The organism is Bradyrhizobium algeriense, assembly GCF_036924595.1.
Taxonomy (GTDB): Bacteria; Pseudomonadota; Alphaproteobacteria; order Rhizobiales; family Xanthobacteraceae; genus Bradyrhizobium; species Bradyrhizobium algeriense.
In genome coordinates this window covers 2,396,674-2,419,766 of record NZ_JAZHRV010000001.1, presented here as the reverse complement: position 1 = coordinate 2,419,766, position 23,093 = coordinate 2,396,674, and the positions used below count along the sequence as shown (strand labels likewise).

Below are 23,093 nucleotides of genomic sequence, written 5' to 3'. Positions count from 1 at the left end.
CAATGCCAAATATGCCCGACCGCAAATGACCCGAAATTTAAGCGCCGCGCTGTGCTCGGCGGTCGCTGCATTGATGACCTTCGTTACGGCGGCAGAGGCCGCCGATTGCAGCCGCAAAGATGCGCTCGGCACCTCGCGCGTTCTCGCGGTGGACGCCGCTACCTACCCGCGCGTGGGCCTCAAGAGCTTTCCACAGACCCTTCCATTGGAAGATCACGAGGTCGTGCTGACCTTCGACGACGGACCGTGGCCCGGCACGACGCCGAAAGTGCTGGCGGCGCTGGCGCATGAATGCGTGCACGCCACCTTCTTCCTGATTGGGAAACCAGCCTCCGAACATCCCAACCTGGTGCGAAGATTGGCGGCCGAGGGTCATACGATCGCGCACCACACCTGGACCCACCACAATCTGAAATACATGAAGCCGGAGGCGGCCATCGGCGAGATCGACAAGGGCATCGCGGCGGTCGAGACGGCGCTGCACGGAATGGCCACCACGACCTCGAGCACGCCGTTCTTTCGCTTTCCTTTTTTTGATATGACGCCCGCGACGCTGGACGTCCTGCAAAAGCGCGGCATCGCCGTGTTCGGCGCCGACCTCTGGGCCAGCGACTGGATGCCGATGACGCCGGCACAGCAGTTGAAGCTGCTCACCGAGCGGCTGCAAGTCGCCCGCAAGGGCATCATCCTGCTGCACGATCCCAAGGCGCAGACCGCTGCCATGCTGCCGGCCTTCCTGCGCTACCTCCGCGACAACCATTACCGCGTGGTCCATCTGGTCCCGGCAGGTGCTAAAACCGTGTCCGGCAAAGCACATTAGATCACGATCTATTCGGCTGACGCGGTTCTGCGGTCCGGATCACGCCCCCGAAGCCAAATTAGGTGTAGAACTCAGGTGATTAAGGCGGCATTCATGGCGCCAGATGTAAGCCGTTGCGTGCTCTTGGTGCGTGTTCTTGGAATGAAGCCGGGGTTCTATGATCACTAGCGTATTTGGGGAGCTTCTGCGGCGTCCTTGGACCGCCATGTGCGTGGGCCTGTTGACCTCTGTCACTGCGCAAACTGCGTCGGCCGCCGGTTGCCCAGGTCATCCCGACGCCATCGGCACGTCACGCACCATCGTGGTCGATCCGCGCGCCCATCCCATCATCGGCACCATGCAATATGGCAAGACGCTGCCGCTCGAAGACCATGAGGTGGTGCTGACCTTCGATGATGGTCCGCTGCCGAAATACTCTAACCAGATCCTCGACATTCTCGCCGCCCATTGCGCCAAGGCGACCTTCTTCCTGGTCGGAAGCCAGGCGCACGCCAATCCCGAAGGCGTGCGCAGGGTGCGTGACGCCGGCCACACGGTGGCCACCCACACCCAGAACCATCCGGGCGGCATGGATCGCCTGCCACTCGACCGCTCCAAACAAGAGATCGAACAGGGCATCGCATCGGTGACCGCGGCGCTGGCCGACGGCACCGCGCCCGCGCCGTTCCTGCGCATTCCCGGCCTGCGCACCAACGACGGGATCGAGCAATTTGCACGCTCCAAAGGACTTCAGGTCTGGAGCGCCGATTTTCCCGCCGACGACTGGCGCGACGTGTCCGCCGCGCGCGTCTATGAGCTCGCGATCAAGCGACTGGAGGCCAAAGGGAAAGGCATCCTGCTGCTGCACGACATTCAGGCGCGCACGGTCACGGCGCTGCCGAGAATTCTGCACGAATTGAAAGTGCGCGGCTATCGCATCGTGCACGTGGTGCCGGCGACGCCTGATCGGCCAGCAACGCCGACCGAGCCGCAGCAATGGCAGTTGCATCCGCCGTCGGAGATGGTGGCGATATCGCGCTGGCCGAAGGTTCCGAAATTCGCTCTTGCCGGCCCGGCAGCACTCCCCGTCCCGGCGTTGTCCGATCTCGATTGGCACACGACCGATCTCGGCGGACGCGCAGCGCGGCGCGGACGCGGCGTCCCCTTGCCTCCCGCAGCCTTGTGGCCGCGGCAAACGACGCTGCCGACGGCCGGCACGCTGGCTGCGCTGCCGGTTCCGGCGGCGAGCCTTTTCAAAATCCCGGAATCAGCGCGCATGACCCTGCTGGCCTCGTCCGCGCGCCGGGCGGCGACTGCGCAAGCCCGCTCAACGGAAGTCTCCTCCGCAAAGCTCGCCGGCAAATCTCGCCGCCACGCCCGCGCGGCCACGGCCCCGCCACCGGCGTCCACCGGAGAGGCCGCTCCGCGAAGCGCCGGCGCGACCGCCTCCAAGCCGGCGGCGCAAGCCAAACGGAATGGACGATCGGTTCGGGTCGCCGGCTTGAAGAAGCGCTGATCGGCCGGTTCTGATCGAATGGATCAGGACCGCCGCTTGATCATTTGTTTCGATGCGTTTTCCTGAGCCCGCAATCAGCACAAAGGCTCAATTCGTCACGATCTTGGCGATGCAGAGCAGGATGACGATGGCGAGGAACAGCAGGTCGATATAGGCCTTGATCTCGCCGGCATGGCGCAGTGCGGCGACGTCGGTGATCACCTGCTTGCGCGTCGACGTCGAATTCGGCCCCTCGCCCAGCGCCGCCACCAGGCGGCGAGCTTCCAGCTCCAGCCGCTCGATGCGCTGGAAGAAGTGAAACGACCGCAGCGCCGACGCCGCATGCATGCCGGCATAGACCAGCACGAGAACCGCGACGACCACGCGGTGCTGGTACTTTTCGAGGAAATTCAGAGCGAAATACACCAGCGCCAGAAACACGAAGTTGGAGAGGAATCGATAGGCATAGCTCATAAACAGCATGAAGATGCTCCGGGTGGTCTTGGTAGGTGTCGAACTTCCTGGAAGCGCCGAACGGCCGCGGAGCCGGCAGCAATCGGCAGCCGGCGGGCCCGCTCAGTTTACGCGAACGGTGCGACTGTAGGGGCAACAACCCGCACCCCGCCGCAAAGGATTCGTGCGGCCGTGGCATTGCGGACACGCAAACAGCTCGCACAACCGATGGTATCAGGCCAAAACTGCAACGTTGTGGTGCGCCCGGAGGCGCACCGGATCACCCAAGTATACCAAGCTGCAACCAACGGGTGCCTGATCAGCCGCTGTTGCCACCACCGCGTGGCTGCATGGCTATTCCGACTGTCGGATGCTGCAAAAGAGGACCCGCCATTTGCGGCGGGCGAGTCTAGGGAGGAGGCTACAAACTAAGCTGATTCGCGGCACCAGCCTGTACCGCAATTCACACACGCTATTCGAAAAACAGACCGGATCGATGTTTCGGATATCTTGCGGCGACTATACTTTGCCTTCGATCATCTTGAGTTTGACGGTTTCACAGGTCTTCCGAACTTGCTCGGTAAAGATCGCGCATTCTTCGATGCGCTTGAAGATCTTTTTGGCTTCCTCACGATACGAGGCTGCGGTATCGCGCATGAAGGCAATGGCATTGTGCACTTCGGAGGTCATAGCCTCGCATTTCTTCGCCGCGCTGATCAGCTCCGCACCCATGGCTTCGATTTCCCTGGCGGCGGCTTCATAATCGCGGACCACGGCCTCGGCAGTGAGCGCGCCGACGCGCGTAACGCCCTCTTCATGTTCGACGTAGTCTGGCATCGGCCCCGACGGGGCCGCCCTGATCGCAGGAAGACTCCCTACGACATCTTCTTCAAGCTTGGCTAAATCCAGCGGCGCAGTTCTGTGAAGTCGTTCGATACTCGCCATAGGCCGTTCTCCATCACTCGATGAACAACCCCCAGCCTGCAACCATAGCGACCGATTCGTGGCGAAATCCTGCATCAAAGAAAGCAATGAGAAGGCGGGCGTGTGAAATGCAGGCACCATGGCAGGCACCATGGAATGGCGCCAAGGCGCGTCAATTAATGCGCGCTTAACAGTTTTGCATCATTGATTGACGATCCAGCGCAACACCCTTCAAGCCGCAAGAATTGCGGGCCGCACTCAACCTCTTTAGGAGGATCGATTGAGGACGCTTCTTATTTGCGCGCTGGCTACCACCCTGGTCGGTTGCAGTAGCCAACAATCAACACAGCCATCATGCGTTGGCCTGAACCCGTTCGCCTGCCTGACCGCGGTTCAGGTGCCGATTGAACCTGAACCATATGACAGCGGTTCTGCTGCAGCGAAACCAGCGACCGCCGTCGCCTGGCGCGGCGACGGGCCGCCCCGATCTGACGCCGAGCACGCCGTCCGTCGAACACCCAGGCCAATCAAGGTCGCGGCGAAAGCCGCGCCTGCCGTTCCCATACCGCGTCGTTCTCCGCAAACGGACCCGCAGACCACGGGCAATGCCGTTGCTTCCGAAGCTGCTCGCGCTTCCGAAGCGACTCGCGCTTCCGAAGCTGCGCGCGCAAGCGCCACCGATCCGCATTCAACGACCGAGGTTCCGCAGACCCGAACGACACAGGAGCAGGTGGCGGCCGCCTCAGCGGTCGCGGAACGAATGACGGTCCCGACATTGGATGCGTCGCTGGACGCGCTCGTGGCCGTCCTCGTGGCGGGTCCCGACGTCAAGTCGGTCTCCGACCTCGCCGGCAAGACAATCGCGATCGACGATAGATATTCCGAGCAGTCGATCAGCCGAGTCAGAACCGCAATGGCGGCGGCGGGCGCGCTCGAAGTCCAGCTGAGCAAAGGTCAAACCACCGCGATCAATCGGCTGGTCGGCAAGGAAGTTGCGGCCGCGGTCGTAGGCCTGGTCTCTGCCAACGCCGCGGATAGCTTTCCCGAGCTCCCGCGATACAGGACCTTTCAAGTCCCGCTCGCAGCTCGATCGAGCCCGGCCAAGCCGTGACGGGTTTGTCCCTCAAAGCTTCTGCACCCGCAACAAAGTGCGGGCCACGGAGCCAAAAAACCAACAAAAACAAAGCTGGTTTTTTGAGGTGGTGCGCTCGGAGCGAGGCACCTTTGAAATCCGAAGAAGAAGGAGGTCTGCCGGCGCTGGCAACGTCCATATTGCCTTCCTCGGCGTGTATTTCGATCGTGGAATCGACTTGCGGTACTTCCCCGCGCAGCGTAATTTTCAACTACACGTAGCTCATTCGAAAGCAAGCAATCTATCGGGTTCAGCCTAGCGGGAGAGAGCGATGGCGGACGTCCCATGGCACCTTTCCGGTGACTATTTCGAGAATTGCAGTTGCAGCATCGTGTGTCCCTGCCTCGTGTCGGCGGCCCCCCCGTTGACCGCGCGACCGACCGAGGGCTTCTGTAACGTACCGCTGATCTTCCACATCGAAAGCGGTCGCTATGGCGACATCGTGCTCGATGAACTCAACGTCCTGATTATCCTCCACGCACCTGGGGTCATGGCAGACGGAGATTGGTCGGTGGCCGCCTATATCGATCAGCGCGCCAACGATGAGCAGACCGAGGCTTTAGCTGCGATCTTCACCGGCGCCGCCGGTGGTCCGATGGCCGCGTTCACACCGCTGATCAGCAAGAACCTGGGGGTGCGCAAGGTCCCCATCACATTCCGAATCGACGGCAAGACGCGGTCCGCGGAAATCCCGGATATTCTGCACATGTCGGTCGATCCATTGCCGACTATGCATCCGAGCGGGGAAATGTGGGCGAACATCGGCCATCCGGTTAGCCCTGACAACATGGTGTTGGCAGTCGGCGCCCCCGGCAACACGTTCAACGATCATGGCATGCGCTGGGATAATTCCGGCAAGAACGGCCTCTATGCGCCGATCCGCTGGTCGAACCAGGCCTGATGCAACTCCTGATACCGGCCCTGCGACACGGCACGGACGGCATGGACATGACCGGGTTCCGCATCATCCCGGCCGAACGGCTTGTGCTTATGGTGCGCTCGGAGGGACTCGAACCCCCACGATTTTACTCACTGCCACCTCAAGGCAGCGCGTCTACCAATTCCGCCACGAGCGCTTGGGATACCGGCTGGAAGGACTAGCGTCCGCCGGATCAACGGCGCCGATGTAACAAATCAGGGATGGGGGGACAAGGAAGTTTTGCGCTCCGATAACTACCTGACATCAGGGGATTTCGGCAGCATTTGCTTGACTTCGACCGCGATGCGGTTGCGATCCACCAGCACCACGCCGGAAGCCACCGGAAGGTTGTTGGCGAGGATCTTGACCTCGTCCGCCTCGGTGGCGTCCAGTTCGATGATGGCGCCGCGGGAAAGCCGCATCACCTGGTGGATGGGCATGGTCGTGGTGCCGAGCACCACCATGAGATCGACGCTGACTTTATCGAGGGTGGCCACTTCGAAACCGCCAAAAGGGGGACTAAATTGGTGTAGTTCCACCTGACCACGTTAAGGTTAGCCAATGGTTAATGACCGCCAAAGCCTTGATTTGACGACGTTCGCGCTAGTCCAGGGCGGCGGCGAGGTCGAATGGCGGATTTCGGCTACTCCTGTGCCCTACCCCGAGGCCGTGGCTGCGATGGAATCACGCGCGGCCGATATCGCCGACCAAAAGGCGGCCGAACTGGTCTGGCTGCTGGAGCATCCCCCGCTCTACACCTCCGGCACCAGCGGCAAGGAAGGCGACCTGCTCGACCCGCGCTTCCCGCTCTTCAGCACCGGCCGCGGCGGACAGCTCACCTATCATGGCCCCGGCCAGCGGGTGGCCTATGTGATGCTCGACCTCAAGCGCCGCCGGCCGGACGTGCGCGCCTATGTGGCGGGCCTTGAAGAATGGATCATCCGCACGCTCGACGCCTTCAATGTGCGCGGCGAGCGCCGCGAGGATCGCGTCGGCGTCTGGGTCAGGCGGCCGGACAAGGGCACAGGCTACGAGGACAAGATCGCCGCGATCGGCGTGCGGCTGCGGCGCTGGGTGTCGTTCCACGGCATCGCCATCAATGTCGAGCCGGACCTTTCGCATTTTTCCGCGATCGTGCCCTGCGGCGTCGCCGATCCGCGCTACGGCGTCACCTCGCTGGTAGATCTCGGCCTGCCCGTGACGATGGAAGACGTCGACGTCGCGCTTCGGCAGGCGTTTGAAGATGTGTTCGGCGCAACAGCTGCGCGCCTGCCGGAAGCAACCGCCTGAGACGTCCCCCGCCCAGCTGAGGGGCTTCCACTCCCGCGAGCGGAGCCACATATCCAGAATCAGCGGTGACAGAGGAGGTCGCGATGACGACGCACAGACTTCCCTTCGAGAACCGGTGGACCAACAACGCGAACGCGCTGCAATGGAATTGTGAACTTGACCATCTGGGCGTGGCGAACGTACGGGCCTTGTTTGTAGATCACGAAACGCGGCATCCCAACCGGCGCAACGTCGTGCAGGACGTCCCAGTCGGCTTTGTCCGGGACTGGCTGGCGTTCCAGGATCGGCGCGCGGCGCGGCAACAACTGCTTTGGCGCACGACCGTGATTGCACTCACCCTTGTCGCAGCCACCGCGGCAGTGCTGGGCGTGCTAAGGACGTGACACACGCCCACTGACGTTCACGCCGCAGCCTTGAGGAAATCGACGAAAGCCCGAACCCGCGGGATGTTCTGTCGACCGGGCAGGATCAGGGCCGTGATCGGTTGCGGGTCGGGATCGTGGCAGTGCGATAGTACCGGCACCAGCCTGCCATCCTTCAAGGCCGCTTCACCCAGAAAGTCGCCGAACCGCACGAGGCCGGCGCCCGCCAGCGCGAGGTCCAGAAGGAAGTCGGCGCTGTCGGAGCGGATCGATCCCTTCACCGGCATCATGACCCGCTTGCCTTGCTCGGCCATCGGCCATTGCGCGAGGCGCGAGAAGCCAGAGAGTTGCATGCAATTGTGGCGCGCAAGATCGGCAGCCTGCGCAGGCACGCCGTGGCGCTCCAGATATCGCGGGCTGCCGGCGATGATGCGTCCGACTTCGCCGAGGCGAACCGCGATCAACTCGCTATCCCCGAGCGGCCCTACCCTGATCGTAACGTCGACCTGGTCGGCGATCGGATCGATGCGGTGATCGCTCACCGAAAGATCCACCGTAATGTCCGGAAACTGGTCCATGAATGGCGGCAGCAGCCGCGCGAGCCGGTGTCTTGCGAACGCGGTGCCGCTGTTGATCCGCAGATGCCCGCGCGGCCGACCATAGACCGAGGCGACGTCGGCTTCGGCGGCCTCGACCGCAGCCAGGATGCCTCGGGCGTGAACGAGGAAGGTTTCGCCTTCCTGGGTCAGCACCAGCCGCCGCGTCGTCCGATGCAGAAGCTTGGCCCCGATGCGGCGCTCCAGCCGCGTCACGATGCGGGAGACGCCCGAGGCGGTCAGCTCGACCTCGGTGCCTACGGCCGCAAAACTCCCCAAATCAACCGTCCGGACAAAGACCGCGAGGTCTGACATTGGGTGCATCAGCATATTCAGGACTTTTAGGCATGAGTGCTTATCAAAAGCGAGATTTATCTCCATTCCTGGCACGAATAGGACGGAGGTCCCAGAAATCCGGAGACCTTCCCATGCCCCTCGCCCGCCTATCCGTTCCGGCCCATCTGTCGCCGGCCCAAATTCGCGTCCTTGCCGACGCCGTGCACGAGGGTCTTGTCGAGACCTGTAGCGTGCCACCCAAGGACCGGTTTCAGCTCGTCTCGACCTATGCGCGGGAGATGATGTTCATCGACCCGACCTTCCCTGATGTCGCGCGCACGCCGGACGCATCGATCATCGAGATTCTGTTTCTCGAGGGGCGCACGATGGATCAGAAACGAAACCTGTTTCGGTGGATTGCCGATCGGGCCGTCCGCACCGGATTTTCCGGTGACGACATCATGATCGTGCTCACTGAAAATGCGCCGGTGGATTGGTCGCTAGGTCGCGGCCTTGCATTCGGCGACCACCATGCACCGATGGTCTCCCGTTGACAGCGCATGCGCGGACGGCCCTACAGGCGCCGCCCGCACGTCAGGCTATCTTCACGCCGCAGCCTTCTGCGGCGCGACCTCTAGCTTGCCGGCGATATAGCGGCGTTCCTGAGTGAGGCCGCCGAAGCCGTAGGCATCGCCCTTGACCTCGTCGACATGGGCATAGCTTTCCTCATGCAGCGGCCCGAGCAGTTCGCCCATGCGCTGGAACAGCGCGGCGAGATAGGCGGCCTTCTCGTCCTTGGTGTTGGTGCCCTCGCTGACATGAACGTCGAGCCAGAAGCTGGCGAGGCTCTGCTCGGCGAGCGACTTTCCGCCGGCGAACCAGTCGGCGGCATCGACCGATTTCACGATGATGGCGGTGACCTTGGGATCCTTGCGCAGGATTCGCGCGGTGAGATCGCTGACGGCGGATGCAATCTCGGCCTTCAACGACGGCGCCTTGCGAACACTGGAATAGGTGACGGTGATGAGCGGCATGGTCGTTCTCCTTCGATAAGGCGCGCTGGCATTGCGCCCCTCGATATCTAGACCCACCGCCATCATTTTGGTATCTTATCTCTGTTCATAGCAGTGATAACCATTATTGATGAATAGCATGAGCACGCTGGATATCGATACCGTTCAGGCGTTCCTGCTGGTCGCCGAACTGCAGAGCTTTACCCGCGCCGCCGAGGCACTGGGCACGACGCAAGCCGCCGTCAGCATGAAGCTGCAGCGGCTTGAGAGCGTGGTCGGCAAGCGGCTGGTCGAGCGCTCGCCGCGGGCGGTCGCGCTGACAGCCGCGGGTGCTGCGTTCCTGCCCCACGCCCGCGCGCTGATCGAGGCGCATGACCGCGCGCTGTCGGGCGAGGCGCCCGCACGCCAGCAATTGTCGCTCGGAATCTCCGATCACGCCGCAGGACCGGAACTGGTGCCGCTGCTCGAACGGCTGCACGCGGTGTCGTCGCAACTGGCGCTTTCGGTGACGATCGGCTTTTCGCGCCAGATGCTGGATGCCTACGATGCCGGCGAACTCGACGCCGTGGTGGTGCGCCAGGAAGGCAGCCGCCGCGGCGGCGAGAAGCTGACGGAGGACGCCTTCGGCTGGTTCGCCGCAAAACGCCTGGTCTGGCGCCGCGGCGAGACGCTGCCTCTCGCCACGCTGGCGCCGCCCTGCGGCGTGCGCGCGCTCGCCATCCGCGCCCTCGACAAGGCCGGCATCGCCTGGAGCGAGCGCTTTGTCGGCGGTGGCGTCACCGCCGTGGTCGCAGCCGCATTGGCCGGCCTTGCGGTCGCGCCGCTGGCCCGGCGGATCGCGCCGCCGGGCCTGGTCGATATCGGGCCGGCCGAGGGGCTGCCGCGGCTTTCTTCCTCGAAGGTGATGCTGCACTCGAAGGTCAGCGACCCCGCCAAGCTCGCGGCATTGCGGACGCTGGCGGCGACGTTCAGGAGTGTGGTTACCCCGGCGTAACGGAACGTTTCGCCGGCGTAACGACCGTTTCGTTAAAAAGCCGATTTTTAGGGAACCAATCGGCACGTTGTGCGTTTGCGCCTCTTAAACGGGCAGTCGGATGTTCAAGAAAGATCAGCAACGGCAAAGGGATCTATTTGAATCCGAACGTAACTTCCGACTCCTGGTTGAAGGCGTTGCCGACTACGCGCTCTATATGCTGGATCCGGACGGCGTAGTGACGAGCTGGAATAGCGGCGGCCAGCGGATCAAGGGCTATCCGGCCGACGAAATTATTGGGCAGCATTTCTCCCGCTTCTACACCGAAGTCGACCGCGCGAACGGCAAGCCGCTCCGCGCCTTGCGCATCGCCCGGGAACAGGGCCGCTACGAGGAGGAAGGCTGGCGCGTCCGCAAGGACGGCACCTTCTTCTGGGCCAGCGTCATCATCGATCCCATCCACGAGGACGGCCACTTCGTCGGCTTCGCCAAGATCACCCGGGACATTACCGAGCGCCGCGAGACCCAGCTCAAGCTTGAACAGATGCATCAGCAGCTCGCGGAATCGCAGAAGCTCGACGCGCTCGGCCAGTTGACAGGCGGCGTGGCGCACGATTTCAACAATCTCCTGATGGTCATCAGCGGCAGTCTTCACACGCTGAGGAAAGCGGTGGGCGACGATCCCAAATGCCAGCGGGCGATATCGGCGATCGAAGGGGCGACCAAGCGCGGCGCCTCCCTCACCAGCCAGTTGCTGACATTCGCACGGCGGCAGAGCGTCAACCCGCAAGCCGTTGATGTCGCCGAGCGCATCGATGCGGTGCGCGAAGTGCTCGATGCAGCCATCGGCAGCTCGGCGGCGTTGCAATTCGACATCGACCGGGACGTCTGGCTGGTCATGGTCGACGTCGCCGAGTTCGAAACGGCGCTGATCAATCTCGTCGTCAACGCGCGCGACGCCATGGCCGGCGGCGTCATCACGATATCGGCGCACAACGTTACGCCCGGCGGCGAGGCCGGCACCGGCGGACAGGTCGCGATTTCGGTCGAGGACACCGGCGCCGGCATCGCGCCCGATATCCTCGGCAAGATCTTTGATCCCTTCTTCACCACCAAGCCGATCGGCAAGGGCACCGGTTTGGGACTGTCGCAGGTTCACGGCTTCGCGCATCAGGCCGGCGGAACCGTCAAGGTAGCGAGCGAGCTCGGCAAGGGCACCAGAATCACGATCCTGCTGCCGCGAAAGGAAACCGAGCCTGAGGCCGAGGACGTCAATGCGGCAGAGATCGGCGGCAGCGGCACCGTGCTGCTGGTCGAGGACAATCCGGAGGTCGCCTCCGTCAGCGCCGGCCTGCTCGAACAGCTCGGCTACACCGTCCGCAGGGTGGCGAATGCCGAAGCGGCCTTGCGCGAACTCGAACTCGACGGAATAGACCTCGTCTTCTCCGACATCGTGATGCCCGGCAAAATGGACGGCCTCGGCCTGGCGCGTCACCTGAAGGCTGTCAGGCCTCGACTGCCGATCCTGCTCGCCAGCGGCTACAGCGATGCCGCGCTGAGTGTGCGCGGCGATTTTCCCATTCTGCGCAAGCCCTACGAAATCCACGAACTCAGCCAGGCGATCGCGAAGCTGCCGCGGTGATGGGACTAGCCAGGCTCTCGGCCCGCAGGATTGACCACGATGCGCCAATAGGTCATCCCGGCCACAAATCCGGCCAAAGCGAAAAATCCGGCGGCGGGCAAGAAAAACGATTGAAATAGGATAGCTTGGCTCAATGCCCCTATCGCGCCGCCAGCGAAGCCAAAAAACAATGCAGAGCGTATCCGAGATACCTCACTTATCCAGACAACAAGAGCGGCCGGAATTGCGGTCAGCAAGCAGGTGAAGACGAGGATTACAGGGAGCAAAATCAGACTTACGATGAAGTCCACCGTGGTGACCGTCATCGAGCGAGCGCCGGCCGCGATTACGAAGAGGAACAGCGCGAGCGCGTAGATCGCAGCAGCCGCTGTTCCGCATGCGGCGAGCCATCCTTTGATTGCGCGAGATCGGGTACCGGAGCGCATCTCGTCCCCCTCACAAGATCGCCTCGAATGCGCTGCGCAGCGTTTCGTGCCGGAATACGAAGCCGTTGCTGAGCGCCTTGTTCGGCAGCACGCGCTGGCCGCCCAACAGCAATTCATCGGCGAAATCGCCGCCGACCCGGCGCAGCAGCCCGCCGGGAATCCGGAAGATCGCGGGCCGGCGCAGCCGGCGGCCCAATTCCTCGGTGAACTTCGTATTGGTCACGGGGATCGGCGCGGTGGCGTTGATCGGCCCTGCCAGTTCAGGCGTTGCGATCACATGCGCGATCAGGCGGATCAGATCGTCGCGCTCGATCCAGGACATCCACTGCCTGCCCGAGCCCAGCGGCCCGCCGAGACCGAATTCGAACGGCGTCAGCATCCGCGTGATGAAGCCGCCATCGGTGCCGATCACGAGGCCGATCCGCAGACAGACCACGCGCACGCCATGCTCTTCTGCCGGACGCGCCGCGTTCTCCCAGGCGTCGCAGAGTTCGTGGCTGAAGCAGGCGTGCGATTTTGCCGACTCCGTCAGCACCTGATCCTGCCAGAGCCCGTACCAGCCAATGGCCGAACCGCTCACCAGCACGGCCGGCTTGCGTTCGAGCCGCGCGATCAGCTTGACGATGTTGCCGGTCATGTTGATCCGGGAGTCGAGGATTTTTCGGCGCTTGGCGTCGGTCCAGAGCCCGTTGCCGATCGGCTCGCCCGCGAGATTGACGATCGCGTCGATGCGGCTGTCCGCTGGAAGCTGGTCGAGGCTCGTGATCAGCGTGATCGGCGGCGGCAACATGTCGGCTTTTGCGGGGTTGCGCACCAGCGCGATGACCTGATGGCCCGCGCCGCTCAGGCCTGCCACCAAACGGCTGCCGATAAAGCCGGTGGCGCCGGTGACCAGCACCGTCTGCCGTGCGGGCAATTTTTCGACCAGGCTTGCCGCAGGCGCGCAGGTCATCCGCGCAAGGCGCTTCGCCGCGGTGAAATCGCGCAGGCCGCACAGCGCCGCGCCCACGGCTGCCGCCGCCGCAATCAGGCTGAGCCAACCGGTGTAAGCCGATTTGACGCCGCTCGGCTGCATCGCCCAATCGATCAGGACCGGCAGCAGCAGCACCAGGATGGCGCCGTAATTGATCGCGAGCAGCGTGTGATTGATGCGTTCGCTGGCCGGCAGTTTCCGGCTCATGTCCTCCTCGACGAAGTCCATCAGCGTGATGACGATTTCGGCAACGAGAACGGCGATGATCAGCATCGCAAGGATGCCGTGCACTTCGAGCCAGCCCAGCACCAGGAACAGCAGCGCATAGAGCATGTTGCGCAGGCTATGAAGCTGCAGCTCGTAGCGCTGCGAGGGACGCCATGCGAGCCGCTCGGTCAGCTCATGGTGATAGAACGTGTCGAACACGCCCATCACGACCTGAATGGCGATCAGGATCCAAAGCAGCGATGTCATGATGCGGCCTCCCGGAACTTTGCGGACTGGCGAATGAGCTTGCCGAAGCGCGGATGAACGATCTCCAGCGTGAAGCGGAACGTGCCGCCGCCGAGATCGGAATGGGTCACGGTGAGATCGCCGGGCGTGAACCGTGGCGGCAGCGGCAGCCTCAACGGCCCGATCTGCAGGGAATAGCCGACGCTGCGAAACACCAGGGCTTCGTGCTCGACGGATATGAGCAACGCCATGCTGATGCCGTAGCCGACATATTCTTCGAGCCCGGTCGGCCCGGCAAAGCGCTTGGCGGAATGGATGACCTGCGGAAAGCCATGGCTGCGCGCGCAGATGCGGGTCCAGATCTGGCCGCCGCTCGCCGCATCCTCGGTCACCGTCACGACCATCGGGACACCGGTCTCGGCGCCCGTCGGCAGCGGCCCGCCGATGACGCGCGCGAGCTGCGCCAGCCACCAGCCGGCGCGGCTGAAACTCGCCTCCTCGATCGTGCCGACATAGACGACGGTCTCGCCATCGGCAAAACGCTTCGAAAAGCGCCGCCAGATCGCCAGCGGCAGCCGGCCCCAATCCTCGTCGGGCAACAGATCGTGGAAGCGGTGGTCGTCGAGCAGGATAGTGTTCGAGGCAGGCGTTGCGGGAAACCTTGGTACTCTTGTGGACGCCATTACACGCTCCTGCCCTGCCCCTCAGCCCTACCTGGCTTTCCCCGCCGGCAAGAAACTGACGATCTTCTCGCCAAGCTTGATCAGCGCGACCAGCCTCGGCCGCGGCACGTTGAGCATTTGCATGTACCAGCGGTCGACCAGTTCGGTGAACGCCAGCATTTCCTTCAACCGCTTGCTTGCGACCGGGCTGATGGTCGGATCGTCAGCCGCGTCGGAGACGCAGGCGCGCAGCGCATCGACCGCGGGGTCGATCTCGCGTTCCTTGCGGCGGGCGGCGATCCGCGCCGCCACTTCCCAGATGTCGGTCTCCGCCTCGAAATGATCGCGGCGGTCGCCGAGGATCGGCACCCGGTGGATCAGATTCCAGGCCAGCAATTCCTTGATGGAGTTGGAGACGTTGGACCGCGCCATGCCGAGCGTCTCGGCGATATCCTCCGCCGTCATCGGCGCCTCGGCGAGATACAGCAGGCCGTGGATCTGGCTGACTGAGCGGTTGACGCCCCACTCGTCCCCCATGTCGCCCCAGTGCAGGATGAACCGCTCGACGACGGCCGGGAGTTTCTTTTTGTCGGTTGTTTCTGTCATGACAGAAATATCTGACGGAACTGCCCGGATGTCAAGTCCCGTGCGCAGCGCGCGACGCCGCGGTTCGGAAACCCGCTTCGCAAACGGCCGCCCTGCCTGGGGCGCCGTACCGGTTCCCGGAATGGAACCCGGACGAAATCGCGGCTCCGTTGTTTCCCGGACCGATCCGTTAACCCTTTGGCACCGGCCGCCTCTTAGATTCCTCTCGCGCGTTGCCGGCAACGAGGTCTGGCGCGGTCATCAAGGCGAGGAATGCCCCATCGAAATCCCCCGGACCCGGGCGGGCCGCTGCGGCGGGTACCATCGACGGCCGTGGTCATCACGTTTGCGCTTGTCATGACCGCCTGTGTCCTGGGCGTCATGGCCTGGAAGGCGCTCGACGCCAAGAAGGCGGCACTGGCGAGCGGCAGCTCCGACATCCAGAACCTCGTCCATTCGCTTTCCGAGCATGCCTCGCACACCATTCAGGCGGTCGATATCGCGATGGCGGGAATGGTGGACTTGCTGAAATACAGAAATCCTAAGCCGGACCGGTTCAACAGGTACCTGACTGAAACGGCGAAAACGCTGCCGCAACTGCGTGGAATCGGCGTCGCCGACGCCGATGGCAACTGGAGCTATTCGTCACTTCCGGAAACGCCGCGCCACAACGTCACGGACCGGAGTTATTTTGCCTATCATCGCGATGCGCCGGACAACTCGCTTCGGATCAGCGAGCCGTCGCAGTCACGTCTGGACGATCAATCCTCGATCGTTCTGTCCAAGCGCATCACCAGGCTCGATGGCAATTTCGGCGGCGTCGTCGTAGCAGCGATCGACAAGGAGTACTTCAACGGCTTCTACCGCACGCTTCATATCGGCACGGATGGCGGCATTACCCTGATCCGGAATGACGGCATCCTTCTGACCCGCTGGCCGCTGTCGGACATGGGTACGGACCTTTCCAGGACCAGCCTGTTCACAAAGCATCTCAAGCTGAGCCCGGTCGGATACTACAAGATCATCTCGCCGTTCGACGGCATCGCGAAATATTTCGGTTATGAGGCAACGCCGCACTACCCCATGGTAGTCACCGTCGCGATGTCGGAAGACTGGCTGCTCTCCGGCTGGCGGAAGGGGTTGCGGACCGACGTCATCGTTGCCGGCGTGCTGCTGTGCATGATCCTGATGCTGGCGGCGTTGCTTGCCCTGCAGTTCCGCTTCCGCAACAAGATCGAGCGCGCACTGCGCGAGCGCGAGGCGCACTATCGATTGCTGGCCAACAACATCGCCGACATCATCATCCTGATCGATGCCCGCAGCTTGCTCCGCTATGTTTCGCGCTCGGCCGAGCCGGTGCTGGGATTGCGCCCAAAGGATCTTATCGGCAAATCATGCTTTGATCTGGTGCATCGCGATGACAGGGAGAGCGTCAAATCGGCGACCGCACGGCTCAATGGAGTCGACAGCGTCAGCACAGTCGTGTTTCGACACTATCGCGGCGACGGGACGCTGGCGTGGGTGGAAAGCAAGTTCAAGCTGGCGTCGGAAACGGACGACCCCACGCGGACGGAATTTCTCTGCGTCATCCGCGACGTCACCGAACGCAAGCGGATGGAAGACGAACTGACCCAGCTCAACCGCCGCCTCACCCAGCTCGCTGCAACCGACGGACTGACCAACCTCACCAACCGCCGCACCTTCGACGGCTTCCTGCGGCGCGAATACGAAGCCTGCGAAGAGATTGCGGTGCTGCTGCTCGATATCGACAATTTCAAGGGATACAACGACACCTACGGACACCAGGCCGGCGACCGTTGCCTGCAGGCGGTTGCGAGAGCCATCGGCGATGCGACCGCCAATACGTCAGGCCTGTCCGCGCGCTATGGCGGCGAGGAATTCGCCGTCGTGTTGCCGAACACAACGGAAGACGCCGCCCTGAAGGTTGCCGAGAGCATCCGGCTGACCGTGCGAGCCCTGGGCATTCCGAACACAGCCTCCAGCCGCGGATACATCACCATCAGCGCGGGCGTCGCCGCCAGAAACCGCTCGACGCTCGACGAAGCAGCGTTAGTGGGGGAAGCCGACACCGCGCTCTATGAGGCCAAGCGTCTCGGCCGCAATCGCAGCATCCTGTATTCCTCCCTCGACCTGCAATATGTCGAGAGCGAATCCATCCAGCACGACGGTGAGTTCGCACCCGGCGAACGGACGCATTAGAAGTTTCCAACCGAGCGCCAGACCGAGCAGCTGTTCGAGTTGGCCGAGCGTATCGCCAGCCCGACTCAAATTAGGAAAGGAGCCCTCGCAGAGGGTGTCCGCTGATTTCAGCTGACATTCGCAGCATGGTGTTCGGTTTGTCGTGTACTAGGTCCGCTTGCGCACGGCAGTGGAAACGGTCTCGTGTGCACGCACCGGGGTGCAGGTCGTGACTACGAGCGCAAACCGGCTGCACTGCCAGTCAGCGCCGAGCGCGGCGCTGGTGGGTGATGTCAGGTTGACCGACAGTAATGCCGCTACGCAGGCAAACATCACCCACGCCGTGATCAGCACCGCTCCCTTGTGGGTCCTTGGGTGGGAAATCATGGCCTTGGCTCCTGTACAATGGCCCCCATGTGATTCTAATTCACATCCTGACCCACATTTTTCGCTGGTGGCCCGAAAGCGTGCGCGATTGCTGGCACTGGATCAGCGCCGCAGCCGGACTCGCGCACTGGAGCAAACAGCATCTTTATTCGATCACCTCGTCGGCACGAGGTGAGCAGCGTGGGTGGAATGTCAACGCCGAGCGCCTTGGCTGTCTTGAGATTGATGACCAGATCAAACTTGGTTGACTGCTCGACGGGCAGGTCGGCGGGCTTCGTGTGCGGCTGCTGCCCGCGTTTGCTCTTGATCGAGTTCAGCAGCGTCGCCGCCACGATCATCACCAGGACGCCACCAACACTGAGCGCGATCTGCATCATCAGCCCGTCCGAGATGTCGAGCAGCGCCAGGTGGCTGGCCAGCGTCAGCAGAACGCCGAGGCAGTAGATTGGCAGCGAGTTCTGGCCACAGAGAATGGCGCCACGCATCACCGCCGTCGTCAGCCCTCGCCAATCGCGAGGCATGAACCATACGATCAAAACCGCAAGGGCCAAAAAATGCAGCAGTCGCAACGGAGCGAGATTCGATTTGTCCATCGGGTAAAGCAGCGCCTGCGGGACCGGCGCTTCCAGCGGTTTGATGCTCCAGCTCAATGCGATGATGAGGCTGAACACCAGATAGAGAACGGCAGGCACGAGCACAGTGCGTGAGGTCACCCACGGTCGGAATCTCTTACCCTCGATGATCCACCACGCGCCGAGCACAAGCGGCAGCTGCCAGGCCAGCGGATTGAAGAACCAGTGGCTGTTCGGCCACGCCGGGATGGTCCAGCCGAAGACGTGCACCAGCATGTAAAGCAACAGCGACGCGCCGAGCGTTGCGTTCGGCACTCGCAGCAGCAGCCAGAGCAGCGGCGCGAACAAAAGGTGATAAAGCACGAAGAGCGGCAAGATGTCGGTGTTGACGGGGCGGTATTGCAGGATCGCCGCGTGCGCGAGCGTCACGCCCGGCTGTTCCAACAGAATGCGCGTATTGCTCTCGTCGGCAAGCCGGCCGCCGCCTGCGAGGTGAACCATGATGGCGCAGGCGAGCGTGAGCAGCAGAAATGCGACATAAATATCCCAGCTTCGCCACAGCGTTCGGCCGATCACGCCGGTCCAGCCCCCGCACCGCCGTGCTTTGCCGTAGGCCAGCGCGCAGGTCACACCCGAGACGAACATGAACACTTCCGCGGCATCGCTGAAGCCGTAGTTACGCAGCGTCAGCCAGCTCCCGATGTTGTTGGGGACATGGTCAAGAAAGATGCACCAGAGCGCGATGCCGCGGCAGGCATCAATGCGCAGATCGCGGCCGTAGCCGTTCGGCTCCGGCAGCGCGCCTGCCAATGGCTTCGGGGTGGCAGTTCGATCATGCATCTGGTTGCCCGTCCGGCGTGCGAGCACGCTTCAAGAGGGACCGAATTTGACAAAAAACATCGCCGCCGCACTGTCGGATCGTACCAACGCCGCAGTCTAGAGCTGCTTCACGCCGAACCCGGCGACGAAAGCTGCGATGACGATCATATGGCGGCGCTTGGTAGAACATCCTAGCGCGTGAGGCTATTGACGATCATCGTTCAACGGCACAGCACGTCAATCAGCCGGAGGTCCACACAGAGAGGTTCCTAGGTCCTATGATCAAGGTACCGTACAGATCTCGGCATCAATTGACATCCGTCAGACGCATCATGGACGTTCACCATTGCGCATGGACGAAGGAGACTCTGAGTCCCGCGAGTCTCGTCGTCCGCACTCGCTTTTTCGGTGTCCTACCGTGAGCTGATTACAATTGCAGCACACAACGGCATTCGGCTCCTACCTTGAGTGGCTGACGGTGGACCGCTGGTTGGGCCAAGGATGGGGGATGGATGGTTTCGGGAGCCAGTCTTCCAACAGCCTCTTCCTCGCCAAAGACCCGAAGGTGGGTGTATGATTTTCTTTTATTTGGATCTCCGTGCAATGGGATGACGGAGAGCTTTTCATGAAAGTTCTCATTGTCGACGACCATGCATTGATTCGCGAGGCGTTGCACGCTGTCCTGAAACAACTGAAGCAAGAAGCCGTCATATTTGAAGCTTCGAACAGCCGTCAGGCAATGCACATAGTCGAGGAACATCCCGACATCAGCCTCATTTTACTTGATATCAATTTGCCTGATCGAGATGGCTTCTCTGTCCTCCGCGAACTGCGAGACCGCTATCCGACCATTGCTATCATCATTCTTTCGTCCTCGGATGATCAAGACACAGTCAAGCGCGCTTTCAAACTTGGCGCTCTGGGTTTCATCCCGAAAACTACCAAACGAGAGGTCATGCTCAACGCCATTAAGTTAGTGTTCTCCGGCGGTATTTACATTCCCTCGGAAATTCTGGAGGAAGCAACGTCTCCGCGGCCTACAAATAAGCTAGCGACGCGCGACTCTCTTAAAGGTCTCGGGTTGACCGATCGGCAGATTGAAGTGCTTGCGCTCCTGATGAAGGGAAAAAGCAACAAGGTCATTGCCAAGACCCTCAATATGGCAGTGCCGACAGTGAAGAACCACATCACGGTCGTTCTCAAGGCGCTCGGCGTAACGAGCCGCACCGAGGCAGTAATAAAAGTAGGAAAAATGGGCTGGGAATCGTCGCCGAAATCTGAATCATAAAGCCGGCCCGGTATCTCTCCTATCGTCATGATCCATAAAGAGCTCTTGCATGACAGCGCGGAGCCGCATTGGGTCGACCGGCTTGTGCAGTAAAATGTATCCTCTATCCTTAGCGTCACGTAATGGTTCAGGTGCCGTATCGCCGCTGATGAGAATAGCTGGAATGGTTGAACCAAACGCCGCATTGATTTGTTCAATTGCTCGGATCCCGGTCTTTCCGCTCGCAAGATGATAATCCGAGATTATAAGATCGGGGCGTTGTTGGCGCTCAGCAAGTTGGATAAGTGCCGCTTCGTCGGATCCGGCGACAAGGACGGAGTATCCCCATCTGCCAAGCAATCCGCCTGTTCCCTCCTGCACTATTGGAGCATCGGCAATAACAAGAATTACCTTGCCTTCAACCGCAAAGGCTGCGGGGTGAGGTGAGTCGACGGGCTCGGTGGACGTGACGCATTCATCGGCCATCGGAACCAGGATTGCGAAGCGCGAACCTCGGCCCACAGTCGAAGCTAAGTCGATTTGATGGTCGAGAAGTAGGCGAAGCCTGTCGACAATAGCCAAGCCGAGCCCCAGGCCGCCGTACCGGTACTGTTCTGGGGCAGCAAGTTGAAAAAACTCCCCAAAGATATTCTGCTTCTGATCCTCAGGAATGCCGGGACCGCTATCCCATACTTCGATACGCAACATTTCACCGCGTCGACGACAGCCGACAATGATTCCGCCGCGCAATGTATAGCGCACAGCATTGGATACCAAATTTAGGAGTATGCGTTCGAGCAGCATGGCGTCGCTCCTCACCCATGAGTCACTTCGCCTAACGCGTAGACGCAAGCCCTTTGCTCGCGTTGCCTGATCAAACGTCCTCTCAATTTTCTGCAACAGGCGCGCGATCGGGAATTCAGTCAGTTTGGGTGTAAGGATCCCAGCATCGAGTCTGGACATATCCAGCAGCGAATTGAACATTTCATCCATTTCTTTGCGCGTTGCATCGACCAGTTCGATCGTCCTTGTCCTTTCCCCCGATCTGAGCGGCGTGCGCAGCTGTGCAATGAACAAGCCTAGTGCATGTAATGGCTGCCGCAAATCGTGGCTTGCCATGGCAAGAAAGCGCGATTTTGCTGCATTGGCGAGCTCAAGCTCTTGCGTACGCTCTGCGACCTTCCGTTCGAGTTCGATCTGCGCGCGGCGCAGACTTTTCTCCGCTTTCTTGCGCACCTCGACGTCGGCGCTCAGTAACAAGCTTGGAACGGTAATACTGATCAAGAACATCAACATCAGCAGGAATGAAACGTTGAGATCCGGGGTCGTGAAGGGGCCGCCGCCCGTGAACGTCCCCCAAATGGTGATGCCCGCAAGCACCAGCGCAACCGTTGCGGTGTCACGTGGACCGCGGCGCAGCGCCGCCCACAACAATGGCAGGATCACAAGAAAACCCAGTGGATCTCGACTCGGCGTTTGCTCGATCAGGGGGCTGAAAGCAATGAGTCCAACAGCCGCCGCTGTTGCGAGGACGCCGATCGTCTCCAAATATTCATTGCGATTGAAGGCATGGTAGTGGCTTGATGCCCAAAGCACGATAACGGGGGCAATGACCAGCGCGCCGGTCACATCTCCCAGCCACCATGTGACCCAGGCGTTCGTGAAATTGATCCGATCGATGTACCCGGCGGTAGCCAGGCTGGTCAGTCCAATGCTGGCGCTGATCGGCGTCGCGATCACGAAGCAAATCACAGCAAACTTCGCGACGGAATTTGGCCTCGAAAACGTATTGCATCCGCTCGACCATCGATTGACCAGGTATGCGCCAACAACCGCTTCAAGAGTGTTGCCGGTCGCAATCGCAATTGCGGTGGCAATCGAGCCGGCGGTGGTCGCATTGGCGATCACCGCTGCCGTGAAAATTGCGGGCCACGTCCGATATCCCCGCAACAGCACCGCCGCCAGGGCGACACCCGTCGGTGGCCAAATTGGCGTTGCACTGGGATGAATAGATGCGAGAGCAAGGCCGCCTTTTGCCAGGACGAAATAGATCACTCCAATTGCGACCAGACCGCCGGCATAGTTGATGGCTCGGCGGAAATTTATCTCCGGCGTTTGTGATCGTGGATCGGACATCGTCGACGCCTAGACTAGGCAGTTGCATCGTCCACCATGACTGACTTTCTGATCTCCTTGCTCAGATCGAATTGATCACCGCGGTCTGCTGACGCACCAAGAGATGGCGCGTGCGATGGAGCATCTCAACGCCGCCCCCACAACCGCCGGCGGCCACCGCAATTGTCCTGCATAATCGCAATTCGGGTTCGTTGAGGAAACTACCCATTTCGAGTTAGCAGAACGCGCGGCTGGTAGTACGCCTTTACCCCCGCGAAGTCTGAAAAGGTCATTTGCGTCGATTTTGGAATCCGCGTCATGTCCGCTTAGGCGGTTGTGCTAGCTAGTTCGTGGTGAAGCTACGACGGCATCTTCTGGCCGGCGGGTGAGCCAGCCCACATTCATGCAAAGCCCTCCGCGCTATCAATTACACGGGCGCCGACGCAGGAGGTCACAAATGACTGCTATCGCACGGGCGTTTTCACGCGTCATTATCACCATCAACGACAGCAAGATTCTCAAGCAGCTCGTGCGCGGCCGGCCTGTTCGTCTCCCTGCTGATGCTGACTTACCGGTCTCGATCTAAGCCCGGGCTTTTTCCAGCGCTTCCCGGGTCCTATCGCGGCGCCTGCGGTCGCCACGAGAGGTCATCGGACAGCACATAGATCGTGATCGCGGCCAGGCACATCACGACCCCGATCCAGAAGATCGGGGAATGATGGATCCGTCTCCAGTCACGTCCGGGGTGTTGCGGCGTCATTC

Annotated in this window: 25 protein-coding genes and 1 tRNA gene; 12 read left to right on the top strand and 14 right to left on the bottom strand. The window is 61.6% G+C overall.

Features of this window, described 5'->3' with window-relative positions:
• Positions 1-25: 25 nt before the first annotated feature.
• Positions 26-820, top strand: a complete 795-nt coding sequence (locus V1286_RS11785) for a polysaccharide deacetylase family protein (RefSeq protein WP_417021129.1) — start codon at positions 26-28, stop codon at positions 818-820.
• A gap of 211 nt (positions 821-1,031) precedes the next feature.
• Positions 1,032-2,315, top strand: a complete 1,284-nt coding sequence (locus tag V1286_RS11780) for a polysaccharide deacetylase family protein (RefSeq protein ID WP_417021128.1) — start codon at positions 1,032-1,034, stop codon at positions 2,313-2,315.
• Positions 2,316-2,402: 87 nt separating this feature from the next.
• Here V1286_RS11780 and V1286_RS11775 read toward each other — a convergent pair whose 3' ends face one another.
• A complete protein-coding gene (locus V1286_RS11775) occupies positions 2,403-2,777 on the bottom strand; it encodes a hypothetical protein (RefSeq protein WP_108517959.1) in 375 nt (124 codons plus the stop codon).
• A 489-nt stretch (positions 2,778-3,266) separates the two neighbouring features.
• Positions 3,267-3,692, bottom strand: coding sequence for a hypothetical protein (locus V1286_RS11770; RefSeq protein WP_145963661.1), 426 nt, complete (start codon positions 3,690-3,692; stop codon positions 3,267-3,269).
• Positions 3,693-3,951: 259 nt separating this feature from the next.
• Here V1286_RS11770 and V1286_RS11765 point away from each other — a divergent pair, with 259 nt between their 5' ends.
• Entirely contained in the window at positions 3,952-4,782 is an 831-nt protein-coding gene (locus tag V1286_RS11765; protein WP_334479721.1) for a hypothetical protein, read from the top strand.
• Positions 4,783-5,074: 292 nt separating this feature from the next.
• On the top strand, positions 5,075-5,704 hold the full coding sequence (locus V1286_RS11760) for a DUF1326 domain-containing protein (protein ID WP_334479720.1): 630 nt from the start codon (positions 5,075-5,077) through the stop codon (positions 5,702-5,704).
• A 90-nt stretch (positions 5,705-5,794) separates the two neighbouring features.
• Here V1286_RS11760 and V1286_RS11755 read toward each other — a convergent pair.
• Both V1286_RS11755 and V1286_RS11750 read right to left on the bottom strand, forming a co-directional pair.
• Positions 5,795-5,879 (bottom strand) — tRNA-Leu (locus V1286_RS11755).
• A gap of 97 nt (positions 5,880-5,976) precedes the next feature.
• On the bottom strand, positions 5,977-6,219 hold the full coding sequence (locus V1286_RS11750; RefSeq protein ID WP_066505938.1) for a FliM/FliN family flagellar motor switch protein: 243 nt from the start codon (positions 6,217-6,219) through the stop codon (positions 5,977-5,979).
• 64 nt (positions 6,220-6,283) lie between these two features.
• On the opposite strand from V1286_RS11750, the gene lipB reads away from it, so the two are divergent.
• Complete coding sequence (gene lipB, locus V1286_RS11745; protein ID WP_334479718.1) at positions 6,284-7,012, top strand: lipoyl(octanoyl) transferase LipB; 729 nt, start codon at positions 6,284-6,286, stop codon at positions 7,010-7,012.
• A gap of 83 nt (positions 7,013-7,095) precedes the next feature.
• Complete coding sequence (locus V1286_RS11740) at positions 7,096-7,395, top strand: hypothetical protein (protein WP_334479717.1); 300 nt, start codon at positions 7,096-7,098, stop codon at positions 7,393-7,395.
• A gap of 17 nt (positions 7,396-7,412) precedes the next feature.
• On the opposite strand, the gene V1286_RS11735 is transcribed toward V1286_RS11740, so the two are convergent.
• Positions 7,413-8,285: a LysR family transcriptional regulator gene (locus V1286_RS11735; protein ID WP_334479716.1), complete on the bottom strand. Its 873-nt coding sequence runs from the start codon at positions 8,283-8,285 to the stop codon at positions 7,413-7,415.
• 113 nt (positions 8,286-8,398) lie between these two features.
• On the opposite strand from V1286_RS11735, the gene V1286_RS11730 reads away from it, so the two are divergent.
• Positions 8,399-8,800, top strand: coding sequence for a tautomerase family protein (locus V1286_RS11730; RefSeq protein WP_334479714.1), 402 nt, complete (start codon positions 8,399-8,401; stop codon positions 8,798-8,800).
• 51 nt (positions 8,801-8,851) lie between these two features.
• Here V1286_RS11730 and V1286_RS11725 read toward each other — a convergent pair whose 3' ends face one another.
• Entirely contained in the window at positions 8,852-9,280 is a 429-nt protein-coding gene (locus tag V1286_RS11725) for a tautomerase family protein (protein ID WP_334479712.1), read from the bottom strand.
• 118 nt (positions 9,281-9,398) lie between these two features.
• Here V1286_RS11725 and V1286_RS11720 point away from each other — a divergent pair, with 118 nt between their 5' ends.
• Complete coding sequence (locus tag V1286_RS11720) at positions 9,399-10,253, top strand: LysR family transcriptional regulator (RefSeq protein WP_334479710.1); 855 nt, start codon at positions 9,399-9,401, stop codon at positions 10,251-10,253.
• Between the two features lie 100 nt (positions 10,254-10,353).
• Positions 10,354-11,874 carry a PAS domain-containing sensor histidine kinase gene (locus V1286_RS11715; protein ID WP_334479709.1) on the top strand — a complete coding sequence of 507 codons (1,521 nt, stop codon included), beginning with the start codon at positions 10,354-10,356 and terminating at the stop codon, positions 11,872-11,874.
• Positions 11,875-11,879: 5 nt separating this feature from the next.
• Here the strand turns inward: V1286_RS11715 and V1286_RS11710 are convergent, their stop codons facing one another.
• From V1286_RS11710 to V1286_RS11695, 4 genes are read right to left on the bottom strand one after another with little or no spacing between them, the layout of a single operon-like run.
• Complete coding sequence (locus V1286_RS11710; protein WP_334479707.1) at positions 11,880-12,299, bottom strand: hypothetical protein; 420 nt, start codon at positions 12,297-12,299, stop codon at positions 11,880-11,882.
• 10 nt (positions 12,300-12,309) lie between these two features.
• Entirely contained in the window at positions 12,310-13,746 is a 1,437-nt protein-coding gene (locus V1286_RS11705; RefSeq protein WP_334479706.1) for a TIGR01777 family oxidoreductase, read from the bottom strand.
• The gene (locus V1286_RS11700) at positions 13,743-14,408 is read right to left on the bottom strand and encodes a DUF4166 domain-containing protein (protein ID WP_334479704.1); all 666 of its coding nucleotides are present in this window, start codon (positions 14,406-14,408) and stop codon (positions 13,743-13,745) included. Before V1286_RS11700 ends, V1286_RS11705 begins: the two co-directional genes overlap by 4 nt.
• A 27-nt stretch (positions 14,409-14,435) precedes the next feature.
• Positions 14,436-14,993 (bottom strand): GbsR/MarR family transcriptional regulator, encoded by a 558-nt coding sequence (locus V1286_RS11695; protein ID WP_334479702.1) that lies wholly within the window; start codon positions 14,991-14,993, stop codon positions 14,436-14,438.
• A gap of 336 nt (positions 14,994-15,329) precedes the next feature.
• Between V1286_RS11695 and V1286_RS11690 the strand changes: the two genes are divergently transcribed.
• Positions 15,330-17,192, top strand: coding sequence for a diguanylate cyclase domain-containing protein (locus V1286_RS11690; protein ID WP_334479700.1), 1,863 nt, complete (start codon positions 15,330-15,332; stop codon positions 17,190-17,192).
• Between the two features lie 147 nt (positions 17,193-17,339).
• Here the strand turns inward: V1286_RS11690 and V1286_RS11685 are convergent, their stop codons facing one another.
• Together V1286_RS11685 and V1286_RS11680 are read right to left on the bottom strand one after the other, a co-directional pair.
• Positions 17,340-17,558: a hypothetical protein gene (locus tag V1286_RS11685; RefSeq protein WP_334479699.1), complete on the bottom strand. Its 219-nt coding sequence runs from the start codon at positions 17,556-17,558 to the stop codon at positions 17,340-17,342.
• 35 nt (positions 17,559-17,593) lie between these two features.
• On the bottom strand, positions 17,594-18,970 hold the full coding sequence (locus V1286_RS11680) for an OpgC domain-containing protein (protein WP_334479698.1): 1,377 nt from the start codon (positions 18,968-18,970) through the stop codon (positions 17,594-17,596).
• 604 nt (positions 18,971-19,574) lie between these two features.
• On the opposite strand from V1286_RS11680, the gene V1286_RS11675 reads away from it, so the two are divergent.
• The gene (locus tag V1286_RS11675; protein ID WP_334479697.1) at positions 19,575-20,237 is read left to right on the top strand and encodes a response regulator transcription factor; all 663 of its coding nucleotides are present in this window, start codon (positions 19,575-19,577) and stop codon (positions 20,235-20,237) included.
• Here the strand turns inward: V1286_RS11675 and V1286_RS11670 are convergent.
• A complete protein-coding gene (locus V1286_RS11670; protein WP_334479696.1) occupies positions 20,232-22,352 on the bottom strand; it encodes an MASE1 domain-containing protein in 2,121 nt (706 codons plus the stop codon). The two genes, V1286_RS11675 and V1286_RS11670, sit on opposite strands and share 6 nt — an antisense overlap.
• A gap of 436 nt (positions 22,353-22,788) precedes the next feature.
• Here V1286_RS11670 and V1286_RS11665 point away from each other — a divergent pair, with 436 nt between their 5' ends.
• Positions 22,789-22,917: a hypothetical protein gene (locus V1286_RS11665; protein WP_334479695.1), complete on the top strand. Its 129-nt coding sequence runs from the start codon at positions 22,789-22,791 to the stop codon at positions 22,915-22,917.
• 30 nt (positions 22,918-22,947) lie between these two features.
• Here V1286_RS11665 and V1286_RS11660 read toward each other — a convergent pair whose 3' ends face one another.
• The gene (locus V1286_RS11660; protein WP_334479694.1) at positions 22,948-23,091 is read right to left on the bottom strand and encodes a hypothetical protein; all 144 of its coding nucleotides are present in this window, start codon (positions 23,089-23,091) and stop codon (positions 22,948-22,950) included.
• Between the last annotated feature and the right edge of the window lie 2 nt (positions 23,092-23,093).